Consider the following 15,447-nt stretch of genomic DNA (forward strand, 5'->3'; position numbering starts at 1 on the left):
GTTCACCTATACCGTTTGATTTTTTCTCGAACCACTCCGACGATCTCGGAGTCGCCCAGCGGCTTGATCGGGTAACGCTCGTTCAAGGGCTTCAGGTAGAAGTCCGCGCCGTCGCGCACCAGCTGCTTTAGCGTAGCCTCGTTGTCGCCGTTCTTCGCGATGACAAAGTCACCTGGCATCGCCTCCATATCGGGCTCGACGACCACCAGCACGCCGGCCGTGAATTCCGGTTCCATCGAGTCACCCTCGACGCGCAGCGCAAACGTATGCCGCTGCACCGTGACCGTCGGCTCCACCCAGTCGAGTGCATCGCCAGGTTGAAAGGGATCATCGGTCTCTGAAAAGTCACCTGCCTTTACCCAAGAAATCAACGGTATCCGCCCCTTTCGATCTGGCCCAGGGGATACGTTGCTCATGCCTTCCCAATCACGCATCCAGTCGGTCGGATCAATGTTCGTCCCGAGCGGCATATCGAACCACCGCCGGTGCATTCCTATTTGTTCGGTCAGGCGCTTGGCCTTCTTGTCGCCAAAGGACTTTCCGCTGTGGTCCTTCGTGAGAACAGACATTTCGCCGTGATTGGGCATCTCACCAGTCCGATGGTGCACATGCCTGATCAGATTGATTTGCTTGTCCCCGAAGCACTCGCGGATCAGTTCGCGGAGCCTGGCCCGCCGGTTGAGGGTTTCATTATCGTCCATGCCGCATTTTTTTGTACTGACCAGTAACTGGGCAAACAGCAACGACGCTTGACGCCGTGCGTTACTGTCCGGTAACCTTTTGGCATCGCCTTTTCGTCAGACACCAATGGAAAAGCTTCGCCTCTATCTGAAGAGCCTGCCGACTGCGGAAAAAAACCTATTCGCCCAGCGCTGCGGAACCACCTACGGATACCTGCGTAAGGCTATGAGTACAGGCCAGCCGGTCGCCGAAAAAACCTGCATCAACATCGAGCGCGAATCCGGCGGCGCCGTCCGTGTTGAAGACCTGCGCACGGACGTCAACTGGGCAGTGATCCGCAACTCTCCTGCGCCGGCCGAGGCCTGACCGTGCCGACATCCTCGATTTTTTTTACCCGTACGGGTTAGTCAACTGAGGTCAACAATCATGTTGGCACTTGCTCAAGCCGAACTTCTATTGGCCCGAAAGCCGCAACAGGTGGTCGTTCCAGCCGAAATGATCCGCGCCAAGAAGACCAAGGGCGCGGCCTTCACGCTCGCCTGCGATGCGTCGGGTCTGGACGACAAGGAAATCGCCGGCGCCATGAACCCGCCTCTCGACGCCGGCACCTTCAGCCGGCTGAAGTCGGGAACGAACACGCTGGATGCTGACCGCGTGGCCGAGTTCTGCCATGTGGTCGGGAACACCGTCTATCCGGAGTGGCAGGCCTATCAGGTCGGCTGCACGCTGGTCATGATCAAGACGGAAGCCGAGCGCCGCGCCGAGGAAGCGCTGCAGAAGCTCGCCCAGGCAGAGGCCGAAAACAAGCTGATGCGGCAGCTGCTGCAGGGGAGGACGGCTTGATCCGCGTCGAGATCATCGGAGACGCGACGCTGTACTTGGGTGACGCCCTCGAAGTGCTGCAGGACATCGACGGCCCGTTCGACGCGCTGGTCACCGACCCGCCCTACTCCAGCGGCGGGATGACGCGCGGCGATCGCGCGCTGCAGAGCGCGGTGGCCAAGTACGTGAATAGCGACGCGACGCACGCAGCGCACAACATCGACTTCACCGGCGACAACCGTGATTCGCGCAGCTGGGCTTTCTGGTGCTCGATGTGGATGGCCTTGGCGCACGACCGCATGAGACCGGGCGCATACGTCATGGTCTTCACGGACTGGCGCCAGCTGCCGTCCCTGACCGATGCCGTTCAAGCCGGAGGCTTCGTCTGGCGCGGTCTAGTGCCCTGGGACAAGACCGAGAGCAGCCGAGCACCGCACACCGGCTACTTCCGGCACCAATGCGAATACGTCGTGTGGGGCAGCAACGGACCGCTGGCGCCCAGTGAGCACGGCGGGCCGTGGCCCGGCTGCATCCGAGAGCGCGTTGACCACCGCGAAAAGCAGCATATGACCGGAAAGCCGGTTTCGCTGATGGCGGACCTTCTGCGGGCAACGACACCCGGAGGCCTGATCCTCGATCCATTCATGGGGTCGGCAAGCACAGGCGTTGCAGCCCTGCAGCTCGGCCGGCGCTTCGTCGGCATCGAGAAGAGCCTGCAGTACTTCGACGTGTCGTGCCGCCGCCTGGAAGCCGCGCACGCGCAGGGTCGGCTGTTCGCGGACGCACCGATGGCGCTTGAACAGGGGGCGCTTCTTTGAACTACTACGAGCACCACATCGGCGACTACGACCAGGCGACCGCGCACCTTACCGCGTGTGAGGACGGGATCTACAGCCGCCTGATCCGCTGGTACATGGCCAGCGAGTCGCCCCTGCCGGCAGACGTGAAGCTGATCCAGCGACGCGTTCGCGCGCACACCCGCGACGAAAAAAATGCAGTGGTCGCGATCCTCGAAGAATTTTTCGAGATCACGGACGAGGGATATCGGCAGCACAGGTGCGATGAAGAAATCGAGCGCTACCGGCAGACGATTCCGGACAGGGAAGCGAAGAAAGACAACGCACGAGAACGCCAGCAAAGGGCGCGCGCACGCCGAAAAGATCTATTCGAAGCGCTCCGCGGTCACGGCGTGACACCCGCGTTCGACACGAAAACGGCCGAGCTTGAAGCGCTCTTGTCACGCGTGACACAGCGTGACAAGTCACCGAACGTCACACCACCTGTCACGCGTGACAACACGTCTACCCATACACCAGACACCAGACACCAAGGTGAACAAGCGGCGTCAACGGATCAACGAGAGGGGCGTGACACGTCACAGCCCGCCGCGCCGCCTGACGCTGTGACCGAGCGTGCCCTGCAGCTGGTGCTGCTGCTCCGACCGAGGGGCGCAGCGCTGCAGACCGGTAACCCGACCGTCCGCAGCTGGGCAGAGCGCGGCATCACCGACGTGCAGGCCCTGCAGGCGCTGGAGATCGCGCAGCAGCGACGGCATGACGCTGCAGACCCGTCGGCGATCAACGCCGGGTACCTCGACGCCATCCTGCGGGACGTGACCAGCACGCAGCAGCGACCGCCATCCGCACCACGCAACCGCGACGAGGGCCGAGCGCTCGCGTCCGGCACCAGCCTGGCCGAAGCAATGGCCGCCACCCAGCACCACGGAGGATCGAACGATGTCCAGCGCATCGAAGCGCCCGCCCCTTGACGCGAAGCTGATCGACCGGCTGTTCGACCGCCTGCAAGGGCTGTACGGCAGCCTGTGGCTCGATCGCTGGCGCACCGGCGAGACGATGGAACTGCCCGGCGGCGTCAAGGCCGACAAGGGCATGCTGCTCGCGAAAGCCCAGTGGGCCGTCGAGCTGTCCGGCTTCGCCGACAAGGACGGCCAGCACCGCATCGGCCGCGCAATCGAGGCCTGCCGTCACCGCCAGCTGCCACCGACGTTGCCCGAGTTCCTGGACCTGTGCCGACAGGCACCCGGAGCGATGCCGCCGCTGCTCAAGGCCCCACACCCGGGCGCCGAGGCCCGGAAGCGGAACATGTCCGGCGTGCAGGACCTGATCCGCCGGATGACGTCCGCAGCGTGACGACATGCGAGGGCTGCGCAAGAGCAGCTGCCAATAACGGCCGTTCAGGCTGGTACATCGAGGGGTGCGAAAAATGCAGGATCAGATGGATTTCGGAGCAACCGCGGCACGTGAGGGATGCACTGGCCGCGACGATGTCGCCGGAGGAACTGGAGCACGTCAGGGCGGCAGTGGTCGAGCTGTGGAAGGCGCGGAAGAGCCCGGTCGAGTGATCACTTTCACAGTGCCCGGTACCCCCGTCGGTAAGGGTCGCCCGAAGGTAGCGAGTCGCGGCGGAAAGTTCGCGCAGCTCTACACGCCAGAGAAGACGGCGAACTACGAAGGCCTCGTAGCGCACGCCGGTCACGTGGCGATGAACGGACGCGACCTGATTGCCGGTGCGGTGAGTGTGCAGCTCGACATCCGCTTGCCGGTTCCGGCGAGCTGGTCGAAGCGGAAGCAGAACGAGGCACTCGACGGACAGCTGCTGCCCACCAAGAAGCCGGATATCGACAACGTCGAGAAGGCAATTTTCGACGGCTTGAACGGCGTGGTCTGGAACGACGATGTGCAGGTCGTGGATGTGACGAAACGGAAGCGCTACAGCGCTGTGCCGGGCGTGCGCATCCGCATCGCAGAGATCGGCGCCGGAGAGTAAGACCATGCAGAGAGTGCTCAGGGAAATCGCCGACGTGATCGGCCTGCCGGCGTGCCTCGAACTCGTGAGCCGCTGGGGTGGCCGCGACCTGTACGTGCCCGAGCACATCGACCGCATGCACCCCATCGCCTTCGCCATCGGCCTCGAAGCAGCGCAGAAGCTGGCAGCCGAGTATCCGCGCTGCACGCTGTCCCTGCCGATCGAGCGCAACGCGACCATCGATCTACGGAACGCCCTGATCTACCAGGAGTGGAAAGACGGCGCCAGCAAACAGCGCCTGTCCCTGCGCTGGGGCCTCACCAGGCCCGGCATCGACGCCGTGCTGGCCAAGATGCAGGCGCGCGAAAACGAGCCGCAGGAAACCGCCGCCGCTGACCTGTTCAGCGACCAGAACGATTGACGCATAGGAACTTGAAATGACCCGCGCGGCGAACAACAAGTCGAAGGCCACGCGTGCCGAGCGCGAGAACATCGTGTTCGAGATGCGAAAGGGTGGCGCCACGTTCGAGAAGATCGGCGCCGCCCTTGGCGTCTCTACCCAGCGCGCCCACCAGCTGTTCGAGCGCAAGCTGCTGGAAGTGCGCACGCAGACCAGCCAGAACGCCGAGCAGCTGCGCGCCCTCGAAATGCAACGGCTGGATGACCTGCAGTCTTTCCTGTGGGACAAGGCGAAGAAGGGCAACGCGACCGCCATCGATCGCGTGCTGAAGATCATGGAGCGGCGCGCGAAGCTGGAAGGCCTGGACGCGCCGCAGCGCATCGGACTTGGCGGCGACCCCGACGCCCCGCCGATCAAGAAGGAAACCCGCAACGCCACCGAATTCACAGACGATGAGCTTGCCACTATCGCCGCAGGCGGCAGCCGCTGAGCTGCTGCGCCGTCGGCGCGGTCGTGACAGTCTTGTCGGGTTCGCGCAGGCGATCGACATACCGGGCGCACCGGTCAGCGAGGACGAAGACGAATGGCTGTTCCAGCCCGTCGAAACCGGGCTGGCCCTGCACCACCTTCTGCTGCTGCAGGCCATCGAGCGCACGGCGAACAGGCACCGCGGCCGGCTGATGGTGTTCATGCCGCCGGGCAGCGCGAAGAGCACGTACTGCAGCGTCGTCGCGCCGGCGTACCTGATGGCGAAGCAGCGCGATCGCCGGTACATCCTGGGCAGCTACGCGACGCCGTTGGCGCGACGCCTGGGCCGCCGTGCTCGACAGATCGCGCGCTCCCCGGCCTTCGCGTCCCTGTTCGGCTGCTCGATCAGCGCACAGACCAGCGCCGCGCACGAATGGGCGCTGACCAACGGATCCGAATACCTGGCCGGCGGCATTCTGTCCGGCATCACCGGCAATCGCGCCCACGGCCTGTTCATCGACGACCCGATCAAGGGCCGCCAGCAGGCCGAGAGCGAGACGATCCGGGCCACGACGTGGGACGCTTACAACGACGACATGCTGACCCGCCTGATACCGGGCGGATTCGTCGTGATCGTGCAGACGCGATGGCACGAGGACGACATCGCCGGTCGCCTGCTCCCGAAGGGCTACGACGGACGCAGCGGCATCATCCGGTGCAACGATGGCGACGACTGGGAGGTGCTGTGCCTGCCGGCGATGTGCGAGCGCAGCGACGACCCGCTGGGCCGCAAGCCCGGTGAATTCATCTGGCCCGAGTGGTTCGGCTCGGACCACTGGGCGCCGTTCATGCGCAGCGCGCGCACGTGGTCGGCCCTGTTCCAGCAGCGGCCGGCACCCGGCGAAGGCGGCACGTTCAAGCGTCAGTGGTTCCGCAATCGGTACGGCGCAATCCCCGCCGCCGCGAACATCTGCGTGCACAGCTGGGACACCGCTCAGAAGGACGGCGAGCGCAACGACCCGACGGCCGGCGGCGTGTATCGGCTGGGCCGCGGCGTGTCGGGCTACTACTTGGCCGAGGTCGTCGCCGAGCGCCTGGAGTATCCAGATCTGAAGCGGAAGGTCATCGCCTACGCAGAGCGCGACAAGCCGCGCGCCGTGCTCATCGAGGACAAGGGCAGCGGCACCAGCCTTATCCAGGATCTGCGATCGAGCACCAGCATCCCCGTCATCGCTATCGAGCCGTGCGGGTCGAAGCTGTTCCGCGCCGATGAAGTGAGCCCCACGACCGAGGCGGGTCTAGTGCATCTGCCGGAATCTGCACCTTGGCTAGCCGACTTTGAGCGGGAATTCTTCGCTTTCCCGCTGGCCACGCACGACGACCAGGTTGACCAGCTGACGCAGTTCCTGAAGTGGGCCGAGAACTGGAGCGTATCGATCACCAGTGAATCCACTGGCCCGCGCGAAACCGCCAAGGCGCTGCGCGAGCTGGACGGCAACAGCAACACATCACCATCCCGGCGCGCGAGCGCCGACACATCGGGGTATTGAGACATGGCAGACACCGCCACCACCACGGACGCGCAGCCCGCCAAGCCTGAACTGATGGAGCTGGCGAAGCCGGACCACTTTGGCAGCTTCGCGCGCGCGACCACGCGCATGAACGGCTACATGGACGTGCTGGCGCCGACCGACACGATCATCCAGACGAAGGGCGGCGGCATCGGGCAGCTGGCGATCTACAAGGAACTGCTGCGCGATGACCAAGTGCGCAGCACGCTGCAGCAGCGACGCACCGCGGTCGTGTCGCGCGAGTGGGTTGTCGAGGCAGGCGCCGAGGACGCGCGCGCCGAGGAAGCCGCGGAAGCCCTGCGCGAGGATCTGAAGGCGATTCGCTGGGACGACATCACCGACAAGGCGCTGTTCAGCGTGTTCTATGGCTGGGGCATCGGTGAAGTGATGTGGGCGCCCGGCCCGGACCGCGTGCGCATCGCCGACGTGAAGGTGCGCGACCGCTCGCGCTTCCGTTTCGGCCACAGCGGTGCGCTCTATCTGCTGCGCAACGGCGGCACGCTGGAGGAAATGCCAGACCGGAAGTTCTGGACCATGACCGCCGGCAACGACAGCCACGACGACCCCTACGGGCTGGGCCTCGCGCACTCGATCTACTGGCCGGTCTTCTTCAAGCGCAACGGCGTGAAGTTCTGGCTGGTGTTCCTGGAGCGCTTCGGCCAGCCAACCACAAGGGCGACCGTTCCGCCCGGCATGATGGACGATCCGAAGACCATCGCGGAAGCGCGCAAGGTGCTCGACTCGATCGCTACCGACAGCGGTGTGATCGTCCCCGAAAACCTCGTCGTCAACCTTATCGAGGCAACGCGCACCGGTACCGCCGACTACGCGACCATGTGCGGCTACATGGACAAGGCGATCGCCAAGGTCGTGCTGTCACAGACGGCCAGCACCGAGGGCACGCCCGGGAAGCTGGGCGCGGACGACACGCAGAAGAGCGTGCGCGATGACGTGGTGAAGGCCGACGCCGATCTTGTGTGCGAGAGCTTCAACCGGTCCGTCGTGCGCTGGTGGATGGAATGGAACTTCCCCGGCGTAGAAATGCCGCGCGTCTATCGCAAGGTCGAACCGCCCGAGGATCTGAACACCCGCGCCGAGCGCGACAGCAAGCTGCACGCGATGGGGTACGAGCCCGACGAGAGCTACATCAAGGAAACATACGGCGAGGGCTGGACGAAGAAGGAACCGCCCCCACAGCTGCCGGCGATGCCTGGCGCCCTGCCCCGCCAGCCCGGCGACCAGACGCCACCGCAGCCCGCCGACTTCGCCGAGACGGCTGCGCTAGCCGCGTTGCTTTCTGCACGCCGAGGCGACCAAGACGCGATGGTCGAAGCGGCCGTCCAGTTCGCGCAGCAGTACGACACGATCCTCGGCCGGCGAGTGGGCGCACTGATCGACGCCCTGCAGTACAGCGAGGACATCGACACCTTCCGCCGACGGCTGGACGAGATGGCGGCGGAAACCCCTGCCCCCGAGGCACTGGACAAGCTCACGCGGGCTTCGCTGTTCTCGCGCCTGCTGGGCGCGTTCCGAGCACAGCGAAGCGATGCGTAAGGTCCGCCGCGCGGCTGATGCCGCATCGATCCTGTCGTTCCTTGAAGCGCCCATCGCCGCATCGTTCGACCTGGCGCCCGAGGATGCGGTCGGCTACTTCCAGTCGAAGGGACTGCAGCCCTCGTTCAGCTACGCCGACATGACTGCGGAGGCGCATCAACACGCCTTCACCGTCGCAAAGATGATGGATCTGGACCTGCTTGCTCACGTGCGCGGCAGCCTCGACGACGCGCTGGCCAACGGCGTGACTTTCCGCGACTGGTCGGACCAACTGATGCCGACTCTGCAGGCTGCGGGCTGGTGGGGCCGCAAGGACGTGATCGACCCGGCCACAGGTGCCACGGTGAATGCGCGCCTTGGCACACCGTCGCGCCTCGAAACGATCTTCCGCACGAACATGCAGAGCGCCTACGCGGCCGGCCAGTGGAGACAGATCGAGGACCAGGCGGACATCGCGCCCTATCTCATGTACGACGCGGTGGACGACTTCCGCACGCGGCCGCTGCATCGATCCTGGGACCGGAAGGTTCTGCCGGTCACGCATGGCTGGTGGCACACCCACTATCCGCCCAACGGCTACAACTGCCGGTGCGGCGTCATCCAACTAAGTGCCGAAGAGGCCGAGGCGCTGGGTCTGAGCCTCGACCAGCAGGCCCCGACCGACGGCACCTACCAGTGGAAGAACCCGCGCACGGGCGGCGTCGAGCACGTGCCACAGGGCATCGACCCCGGCTTCGCCGCGAACGTCGGACGCGCCTACGTCGCCAACCTGCAGAAGCTGCTGCGCGAGAAGGTCAGCCGCATGCCGCACGCCATGCGACAGGCGGCACAGGAGAGCATCCAGAAGGCGGAGAAGGCTGCGGAGGTTGCGAAGGCCGCGGCCGAAGCACAGGCAGCGCTGGCCAATGCAGAGGCGCAGGCCGCACTGAAACGCGCGCAGGCGATGGCGGCAGAGAAGGCGAAGCAGGCCGCAGCGCAGACGGCGATCGATAACATCAAGGCGGGCTCACTGGATGCGCCGGGGCTCAAGCTCCAACAGACAGCTCTCGCACAACTCACGAAGGCGGGCGCGCTGGACGGACTGCAGCCGGTCGAGCAGCTGCTATCCATCCAGGCGAAGGCCGCGGAGATCCAGGCAGCGAAGAAGCTGTCGGCCAACCTGAGCGGATACAAGAAGGCGGTGCTGTCTGGCAAGACGCCATCGCCGGCACTCGTGAAGGCCTTCAACAGCCTGGACGAGGCGGCGCAATCCCAGTTCCTCGCGAAGATCGACGCCGAAAAGGCCGCACTGCAGGCCGCAGCGGAGGCGAAGGCGGCCGCCGAGTCTGCCGTGATCACTGGAGGCACCCCGCCGAACGTGCGCACGCTGACGAAGATCGGCGAACAGCGCGGAAGCAACCCGGGCGGGCTCTACCAGGACACCGAGACGGGCATTCAGTGGTATCTGAAGCATCCCGCATCCGAGGACATCGCACGCAACGAGGTGCTGGCAGGCAAGCTGTACGAGCTGGCCGGCATCGAGGTTCCAGAACTGCATTTCGTGCAGTTCGAGGGCCGCCCGACAATCGCGTCGAGGATCGTCGAAGGCTTGAGCAAGGGCGCTCCCGAGAAGCTGGCCGCAGCCGCAGGAACCGCCGAGGGCTTCGCGGTCAACGCATGGCTGGCCAACTGGGACGTGATCGGCCTGGGCTACGACAACCTGCTGCTGAAGGGTGGCCGGGCCATACGCGTCGATACAGGCGGCGCGCTGCGCTACCGCGCACAAGGCGGGCTGAAGGGCGCCGCATGGAACGACCAGGTGGCCGAACTGGACACGCTGCGCGACGCGTCGCAGAACGCGAACGCCCGCGCCGTGTTCGGACGCCTGACGGGCGAGCAGATCGAGGCCGGCGTCGTGCGCGTGCTGCAGATCGAAGACGACGCGATCCGCCAGCTGGTCGAGCAGATCGGCCCGCGCGATGATGCAGAGCGCCGCGCCCTGGCCGACATGCTGATCGCCAGAAAGAGGACGCTGGCCAAAAAGTACCCCGAGGCCGCCCGGCGCGCCGCGCAGCTGGGCAAGGCCACCGAACCGGTGCCGGTCGCGCGTGTGACGGATGGCGAGCAGCGCGCGATCGAGGACAGCCGGGTGAATGGCTACGGCATGAGCACAGACGCCGACCAGATCGACGAGCACATGGTTGTCGTGCACACGTTCCGGCGCGCGGACGGAACCGACGCAACGCGAGGATGGCTGAAGCTCAGCACGGCAGCGTCCGAACAACTGCTGGAGGGCATCAAGAACGCGACGGGGACCGGAGACGTGGTGCAGATCGGCGCAGCGCGGGACGCTCTGTTGGCGGTCGTGAAATCCATCAATCACCGCGCCGACTCAGGTTCCGTAATCGACGCACGCGTCATGGACAAGATGACGGCAGCCGACCGCCTTGTCCGTGATGCTGTCCGTGATCTGGAACGCGCCGCACAGGCCGCCGCTGACCCTGTGCCGCTGCGAAAGCTCGCGCAGCTGCTGTCTGACTGGCGCGAGTCGCTGGAAGGCCGTGTGCAGCTGAATACCGTGCCAACGCGCATTCCGATCCAGTTCCCGACCGCGGCGTTCCCGAATGAGATGGCGTATGCGCGAGCCAGCGCAGAGCGGGACGGCGCGCTCGCTTGGCGCCGCGTGTCCGGTGGATACGCCTACCGCTTGAACGCCTTCGACCGCAGCTTCGCGCGTGAGACAGATGGCATCGGGTCCGCTCACGGCGTGCTGGCGCATTACGAGGCCGAACTGCCGGACGGAACACGCATCACCTACTTCCCGTTGACGAAGGACGTGGTGTATGCCCTGCAGGGCACCGTGCAGATCGACGTGCCGGGGAAAGGGATAGTCTCGACCGCTCGCGTATTCGAGGCGATGGACGCCGCTGGAATCGATTCGCGCAGGTCGTCAGAGGTCGATCGACAGCACCTGTACCTCGACGCCTTCGCCAAGCTTCGGATCATCCGGAACATCGTCGCGCGACGTGAGTTCGCGGCCGTCAAAGACGCCGGCGCCGACGGCGTTCGCAAGAAGCTAGACATCCTGAAGAACGCGACGGGCGTGGACATCGAGCGGTCAGAGGGCTGGAAGACCATCGAAGGCGTGCGGCAGGCATTCGGTCACGGGCGCGCCTACCAGCTCCGGCCGGACCTGGACGGCCCCGAGTTTCAGGAGTTCTCGCGCGACCACGTGCTCTATCACAACCCGCAGGGGCTAGGCCGCGATGCCGGCCGAGCCGTGTTCGAGCGACTGAAGCCGATCATCGACGGCGGCGGAGTGTTCGCAAGTCTGACGGACCGAGTGCGCCGCGGCGTTGCTCTGTCGGGATCCTCAGTGGTGGCCGACCTGCAGACGGGTGGCGGTGAATATCACTTCACACGAATTGCACGCCGCCGCGGGGGAGGCACCGGTACCGGCGTGTATTGGAAGGCGAGCGCTCTGCGTCGCATGGATGCCATCACGTACAACACGGACATGTTCGGTGACACGCGCCCCGATCGAATGGAGCCCAACCGATCAGGCCAAACAGTGGATTCATTCCGTACAGCCGCGAACTACGCCAGCAACGAGACGATTTTCAAGAACGGGTTGTCGATCTTCGACGACCTCGACAAGATTGTTCTATCGAGCAAGGCCGAGGTCACCGAGGCGATCGACTGGCTGCGCTCGAAGGGTTACAGGCAGTGGCCGGACGGCCGCGACCTGAAGGACGTGATCATCACCAAGGCTCAGCACAATGCCAACAGTTGAGGAAGTCGCCAGCACATGGCGCAGCGGCGCAATCGTCATCGTGAAGACCGAGGAGGACACCCTCTACAGGGCCGCGGCGTTCGTGTTCGGAGACGGCGACGGGCTTGTTTGGGTCGAACCGCAGTATCTGGATCGGAACGGGGCCGCCACGCCAGCAGAACACCGTGCCGCCAAAGCCCAGGTGCTGCAGTTCGGCAGCGCATTCAACATCGCTGCCGATGGCGGTGCGTGGTCAGTGACGATCGCCGAGTATGTCCAGGAGGAAGACGCGGACCAGATCGGCGAGGCCATCACCTTCATGCAGGAGGGCCTCGCCGCGGCCGGTACGACTTGGGAAGAAGAGCGCGAGCGAGTGCGCGCGCTGGTGTTCGGAGAAGATCAGCCGCCGAGCACGTCGGAAGCCGCATCGTCGTAGCCCTGCCCGATCTTCCGGGCTCTCTGGACCACGTCCTGCGTCAGCTGCAGCCGGTACATCGCGGACCAGCACGCCGTGTACGCGTCGTGCCTGGCGCTGTCATCGACTGAATCCTTGAAGTTCCCATAGTCGATGCCGCCTACAGCCTCACGCATAGCTGCATCGACAGCTGCGCGCGGAACGATGGCGCGGAACAGGTAGTCGGCCCGCGGCGTGCGCTCCACCTTCACCCCTTCCGGCATGTGCTCGCCCATGAAGCGCTGCACGTCACCATCGACCCGACCCCGCACCAGCACCAGGCTCGAGTCATCGCGATGCTGGACGATCGAGACGAACGCGTTGTTCAGAAATACCCACATAGGACACCCCCTGTTTTTCTAAAAAAACTGCGGGTTATGACCACCCCGCAGCACCGCCACCATGCGACCCACGACAACAACACCGTGCGTCAACATGAAACCCTTCGAGATCTTCAAGGCCGGGAAGCAGACCGCAAGCAACGGCACCACGCTGAACTTCAGCGAGGACGACCTGCGCGCCGCCGTCGAGGCCTATGACCCGCAGCTGCACGAGGCACCGATCACCATCGGACACCCGGCAGACAACCTGCCGGCTTACGGCTGGATCGCCAGCCTGCAGTACGACGATGGTCGCATCGTCGCCGACCCGGATCAGGTTGAAGCCCAGTTCGAGGAGATGGTCGGCGCTGGCCGCTTCAAGAAGCGCAGCGCGTCGTTCTACACGCCGGACAGCCCGCACAACCCGACGCCGGGCAGCTACTACCTGCGTCACGTCGCATTCCTGGGCGCACAACCGCCGGCGGTCAAGGGCCTGAAGCCCGTCGAGTTCGCCGACGACGACGGCGCCATCACCATCGATTTTGCCGACGCGCCGGCCTGGCCGGTCGCGCGCCTGTTCCGTTCGCTGCGCGACTGGCTGATCGGCAAAGAGGGCATCGAGGAAGCCGACAAGGTCGTCCCCGAATACCTCGTTGAAGACCTGCAGCGCGCCCACCTCACCCCCGCAACCCCGGACGCCGCTCCGGCCATTTCCTACGAAGAGGACGACATGAAACTGACCCCCGAGCAGATCGCCGCGATACAGGCGGAGAACGAGGCCCTGAAGGGTCGCGTGACCACGCTGGAAGGCGAGAACACCACCCTGAAGACCCAGGCGGCCGACTTCAGCGAGCGCGAGAAGTCGCTGACCGAGCGCGAAGCCGCAGCGGCGCGCACCGCAGTCGAAGCCCGCGTCGATGCTCTGATCAAGGACGGCCGCGTGCTGCCGGCCAAGCGCAAGGCCGTCGTCAACTTCGCGATGGGCCTCGCCGACAAGGACGCGTCGTTCGACTTCGGCGAAGGCGACAAGGCCGAGAAGGTGACGCAGCGCGAGGCCTACCTGCGCGACGTGGCCGCCGGCCCGAAGGTCGTCGAATACCAGGAGCGCGCCCGCGCGGAAGACAAGTCCGGAACCGATCCGGCCAACGCCGAGGCCGTAGCCGACAAGGCGCGCGATCTGGTCGCTGCAGCCGAGAGGGCCGGCAAGCACCTGAGCTACACCGAGGCCGTCGCACAGGTCATCGACACCGCCGCGTGATGCGGTAACCCCCACAGCAATCGCACGAGAGGAACGCACCATGCGCAACGAAGGCCTGCAGAAAACCCTGATCGCCGGCGCGGCGGTCAATCCCAACCGCATCGTCAAGTTCGGCGCCGCCGATAACCAGGCCATTCAGGCAGCTGCGGCGACCGACAAGATGTTCGGCGTCTCCGACAACCTGGGTGCGGCAAGCGGCGAGACGTTCGACGTCATCGTCGATGGCATCGCGCTGGTCAAGTACGGCGGCAACGTCGCTGTCGGCGACCTGCTCACCAGCGACGCGAACGGCCAAGCCATCGCAACCACCACGGCATCCAACCGCGTGATCGGCGTCGCGATGGACTCCGGCGTGTCCGGTGACATCGGCTCCGTGCTGCTGTCGCCGGGCTCCGTGTAAGCCGCTCCCCACCAACAGAAATCGAGAGGTACTGAGAAATGAACCACCCCTTCACCCCGAGCGTGCAGTACACGGCCATCGCGCTGGCCTATGCCAACCGCGCGATGATCGCCGACGAAGTTCTGCCGCGTATGACCGTCAACGAACGCAGCTTCAAGTGGGACAAGCACGAGAAAGCTGGCCTCTTCCAGGTTCCGTCAACCCTCGTCGGCCGCAAGAGCGCGCCGAACGAGGTCGAATTCAAGGCGACCGAAGAAACGTCGAGCGTGGCCGACTACGGCTTGGACGATGTGGTCCCGCAAGAGGACATCGACGCCGCCAAGGGAAAGCCGGGCCTCGATCCGCTGGGCAAGGCCACCGAGGGCACCTCGGAACTGGTGATGCTCGATCGCGAGATCCGCACCGCCGATCTCGTGTTCGGCGCTGCCACGTACCCGACTGGCAACAAGCTCGAACTGTCCGGCTCCACCGACAAGTGGAACGCCTACACCGAGACGGCCAGCGATCCGGTCGCCGACATCCTGACGGCGAAGGAAGCGGCGCTCATGCCGTACAACACGTGCGTCATGGGCGAAAGCGTGTGGTTCGCGCTGCGCCGTCACCCCGCGCTGATCAAGGCGTTCTTTCCGGTCAATGCCAGCGGCGGCGGCATCCTGTCCATCCAGCAGTTCCAGGAACTGTTCGAGTTCGAGAAGGTGCTCATCGGCCGCGCCAAGAAGGCGACCAGCAAGCCGGGGCAGACCCTCGCAATCGCGGATGTGTGGGGCGACAGCTTCGCGATGCTCCACCAGAACCCGCTTGCCGGCATCCGCGGAAACCGTATCACCTTCGGTGCCACGGCCGAATACGGCAATCGGGTCGCTGGCGTCATGCCCGAGCCGAAGATCGGCCTTCGCGGCTCCCAACGCGTGCGCGTGGGCGAGTCGGTGAAGGAACTGATCACCGCGGCCGACTGCGGCTACCTGCTCTACAACGTGCTGTAACGCGCGTCCCGCCCATCAA

The 15,447-nt window shown here is 65.2% G+C and carries 17 protein-coding genes; 15 read left to right on the plus strand and 2 right to left on the minus strand.

What is annotated here, in order from left to right; genetic code table 11:
• Positions 1–2: 2 nt before the first annotated feature.
• Positions 3–701, minus strand: a complete 699-nt coding sequence (locus tag ACQ66H_RS15720; protein ID WP_430434784.1) for a LexA family protein — start codon at positions 699–701, stop codon at positions 3–5.
• Between the two features lie 106 nt (positions 702–807).
• Here ACQ66H_RS15720 and ACQ66H_RS15725 point away from each other — a divergent pair, with 106 nt between their 5' ends.
• The 12 genes from ACQ66H_RS15725 (at position 808) to ACQ66H_RS15780 (ending at position 12,449) form a co-directional block, all read left to right on the plus strand.
• On the plus strand, positions 808–1,047 hold the full coding sequence (locus ACQ66H_RS15725; protein WP_430434785.1) for a transcriptional regulator: 240 nt from the start codon (positions 808–810) through the stop codon (positions 1,045–1,047).
• A 60-nt stretch (positions 1,048–1,107) separates the two neighbouring features.
• On the plus strand, positions 1,108–1,524 hold the full coding sequence (locus ACQ66H_RS15730) for a hypothetical protein (RefSeq protein WP_430434786.1): 417 nt from the start codon (positions 1,108–1,110) through the stop codon (positions 1,522–1,524).
• Positions 1,521–2,321: a DNA-methyltransferase gene (locus ACQ66H_RS15735; protein ID WP_430434787.1), complete on the plus strand. Its 801-nt coding sequence runs from the start codon at positions 1,521–1,523 to the stop codon at positions 2,319–2,321. Before ACQ66H_RS15730 ends, ACQ66H_RS15735 begins: the two co-directional genes overlap by 4 nt.
• Positions 2,318–3,271, plus strand: coding sequence for a YdaU family protein (locus ACQ66H_RS15740; protein ID WP_430434788.1), 954 nt, complete (start codon positions 2,318–2,320; stop codon positions 3,269–3,271). Before ACQ66H_RS15735 ends, ACQ66H_RS15740 begins: the two co-directional genes overlap by 4 nt.
• The gene (locus ACQ66H_RS15745; protein ID WP_430434789.1) at positions 3,240–3,653 is read left to right on the plus strand and encodes a hypothetical protein; all 414 of its coding nucleotides are present in this window, start codon (positions 3,240–3,242) and stop codon (positions 3,651–3,653) included. The genes ACQ66H_RS15740 and ACQ66H_RS15745 overlap by 32 nt, the downstream gene beginning before the upstream one ends.
• 223 nt (positions 3,654–3,876) lie before the next feature.
• Positions 3,877–4,290 (plus strand): RusA family crossover junction endodeoxyribonuclease, encoded by a 414-nt coding sequence (locus tag ACQ66H_RS15750; protein ID WP_430435653.1) that lies wholly within the window; start codon positions 3,877–3,879, stop codon positions 4,288–4,290.
• Between the two features lie 4 nt (positions 4,291–4,294).
• Positions 4,295–4,690, plus strand: a complete 396-nt coding sequence (locus ACQ66H_RS15755; protein ID WP_430434790.1) for a Mor transcription activator family protein — start codon at positions 4,295–4,297, stop codon at positions 4,688–4,690.
• A 16-nt stretch (positions 4,691–4,706) separates the two neighbouring features.
• The gene (locus ACQ66H_RS15760; protein WP_430434791.1) at positions 4,707–5,159 is read left to right on the plus strand and encodes a hypothetical protein; all 453 of its coding nucleotides are present in this window, start codon (positions 4,707–4,709) and stop codon (positions 5,157–5,159) included.
• Positions 5,056–6,687: a phage terminase large subunit gene (gene terL / locus ACQ66H_RS15765; RefSeq protein WP_430434792.1), complete on the plus strand. Its 1,632-nt coding sequence runs from the start codon at positions 5,056–5,058 to the stop codon at positions 6,685–6,687. The genes ACQ66H_RS15760 and terL overlap by 104 nt, the downstream gene beginning before the upstream one ends.
• A gap of 3 nt (positions 6,688–6,690) precedes the next feature.
• Positions 6,691–8,262 (plus strand): DUF935 domain-containing protein, encoded by a 1,572-nt coding sequence (locus tag ACQ66H_RS15770; protein WP_430434793.1) that lies wholly within the window; start codon positions 6,691–6,693, stop codon positions 8,260–8,262.
• A complete protein-coding gene (locus ACQ66H_RS15775) occupies positions 8,255–12,034 on the plus strand; it encodes a phage minor head protein (protein ID WP_430434794.1) in 3,780 nt (1,259 codons plus the stop codon). The genes ACQ66H_RS15770 and ACQ66H_RS15775 overlap by 8 nt, the downstream gene beginning before the upstream one ends.
• A complete protein-coding gene (locus ACQ66H_RS15780; protein ID WP_430434795.1) occupies positions 12,021–12,449 on the plus strand; it encodes a hypothetical protein in 429 nt (142 codons plus the stop codon). Before ACQ66H_RS15775 ends, ACQ66H_RS15780 begins: the two co-directional genes overlap by 14 nt.
• Here ACQ66H_RS15780 and ACQ66H_RS15785 read toward each other — a convergent pair.
• The gene (locus ACQ66H_RS15785; protein WP_430434796.1) at positions 12,413–12,808 is read right to left on the minus strand and encodes a hypothetical protein; all 396 of its coding nucleotides are present in this window, start codon (positions 12,806–12,808) and stop codon (positions 12,413–12,415) included. The two genes, ACQ66H_RS15780 and ACQ66H_RS15785, sit on opposite strands and share 37 nt — an antisense overlap.
• Positions 12,809–12,902: 94 nt before the next feature.
• Here ACQ66H_RS15785 and ACQ66H_RS15790 point away from each other — a divergent pair, with 94 nt between their 5' ends.
• The 3 genes from ACQ66H_RS15790 to ACQ66H_RS15800 are packed head-to-tail and all read left to right on the plus strand — an operon-like array spanning position 12,903 to position 15,428.
• The gene (locus ACQ66H_RS15790) at positions 12,903–14,045 is read left to right on the plus strand and encodes a hypothetical protein (RefSeq protein ID WP_430434797.1); all 1,143 of its coding nucleotides are present in this window, start codon (positions 12,903–12,905) and stop codon (positions 14,043–14,045) included.
• Positions 14,046–14,085: 40 nt separating this feature from the next.
• Positions 14,086–14,445, plus strand: coding sequence for a DUF2190 family protein (locus tag ACQ66H_RS15795; protein ID WP_430434798.1), 360 nt, complete (start codon positions 14,086–14,088; stop codon positions 14,443–14,445).
• 38 nt (positions 14,446–14,483) lie between these two features.
• Positions 14,484–15,428, plus strand: a complete 945-nt coding sequence (locus ACQ66H_RS15800) for a phage capsid protein (protein ID WP_430434799.1) — start codon at positions 14,484–14,486, stop codon at positions 15,426–15,428.
• Positions 15,429–15,447: the final 19 nt, after the last annotated feature.

It is taken from the genome of Methyloversatilis sp. (assembly GCF_965284615.1).
GTDB lineage: Bacteria > Pseudomonadota > Gammaproteobacteria > Burkholderiales > Rhodocyclaceae > Methyloversatilis.

Coding starts and splice junctions, on each gene's coding strand:
- ACQ66H_RS15720 (WP_430434784.1), bottom strand. CDS start 701: ATGGACGATAATGAAACCCTCAACCGGCGGGCCAGGCTCCGCGAACTG.
- ACQ66H_RS15725 (WP_430434785.1), top strand. CDS start 808: ATGGAAAAGCTTCGCCTCTATCTGAAGAGCCTGCCGACTGCGGAAAAA.
- ACQ66H_RS15730 (WP_430434786.1), top strand. CDS start 1,108: ATGTTGGCACTTGCTCAAGCCGAACTTCTATTGGCCCGAAAGCCGCAA.
- ACQ66H_RS15745 (WP_430434789.1), top strand. CDS start 3,240: ATGTCCAGCGCATCGAAGCGCCCGCCCCTTGACGCGAAGCTGATCGAC.
- ACQ66H_RS15755 (WP_430434790.1), top strand. CDS start 4,295: ATGCAGAGAGTGCTCAGGGAAATCGCCGACGTGATCGGCCTGCCGGCG.
- ACQ66H_RS15760 (WP_430434791.1), top strand. CDS start 4,707: ATGACCCGCGCGGCGAACAACAAGTCGAAGGCCACGCGTGCCGAGCGC.
- ACQ66H_RS15770 (WP_430434793.1), top strand. CDS start 6,691: ATGGCAGACACCGCCACCACCACGGACGCGCAGCCCGCCAAGCCTGAA.
- ACQ66H_RS15775 (WP_430434794.1), top strand. CDS start 8,255: ATGCGTAAGGTCCGCCGCGCGGCTGATGCCGCATCGATCCTGTCGTTC.
- ACQ66H_RS15780 (WP_430434795.1), top strand. CDS start 12,021: ATGCCAACAGTTGAGGAAGTCGCCAGCACATGGCGCAGCGGCGCAATC.
- ACQ66H_RS15785 (WP_430434796.1), bottom strand. CDS start 12,808: ATGTGGGTATTTCTGAACAACGCGTTCGTCTCGATCGTCCAGCATCGC.
- ACQ66H_RS15790 (WP_430434797.1), top strand. CDS start 12,903: ATGAAACCCTTCGAGATCTTCAAGGCCGGGAAGCAGACCGCAAGCAAC.
- ACQ66H_RS15795 (WP_430434798.1), top strand. CDS start 14,086: ATGCGCAACGAAGGCCTGCAGAAAACCCTGATCGCCGGCGCGGCGGTC.
- ACQ66H_RS15800 (WP_430434799.1), top strand. CDS start 14,484: ATGAACCACCCCTTCACCCCGAGCGTGCAGTACACGGCCATCGCGCTG.